The 252-nt window shown below is 58.3% G+C and carries 1 protein-coding gene; it reads left to right on the forward strand.

What is annotated here, in order from left to right:
* Positions 1–3: 3 nt before the first annotated feature.
* The coding region (locus QSV46_RS41690) for an HNH endonuclease family protein (RefSeq protein WP_409997304.1) at positions 4–252 on the forward strand (249 nt) is incomplete at its 3' end.

Here is a 252-nt window from a genome sequence, read left to right on the forward strand (position 1 = left end):
TGCTTGGAGAACCTGGATTCCAACGACACCAGAGACATCGCCAACGGCATTGAGGACGGGTCTCTCACCATTGAGCACGTCATGCCGCAGACGCTCACGCAGGCATGGCACGACGAACTGGGTGATGAGGCCCAGCGCATCCACGAGCAGTGGTTGAACCGGCTCGGCAACCTGACCGTGACCGGGTACAACTCCTCCTACTCGAACTCTTCGTACTCCACGAAACGCACCATGAAGCACGGATTCATGGAG

This window comes from Bradyrhizobium cosmicum, from assembly GCF_032290525.1.
Classification (GTDB): domain Bacteria; phylum Pseudomonadota; class Alphaproteobacteria; order Rhizobiales; family Xanthobacteraceae; genus Bradyrhizobium; species Bradyrhizobium cosmicum_A.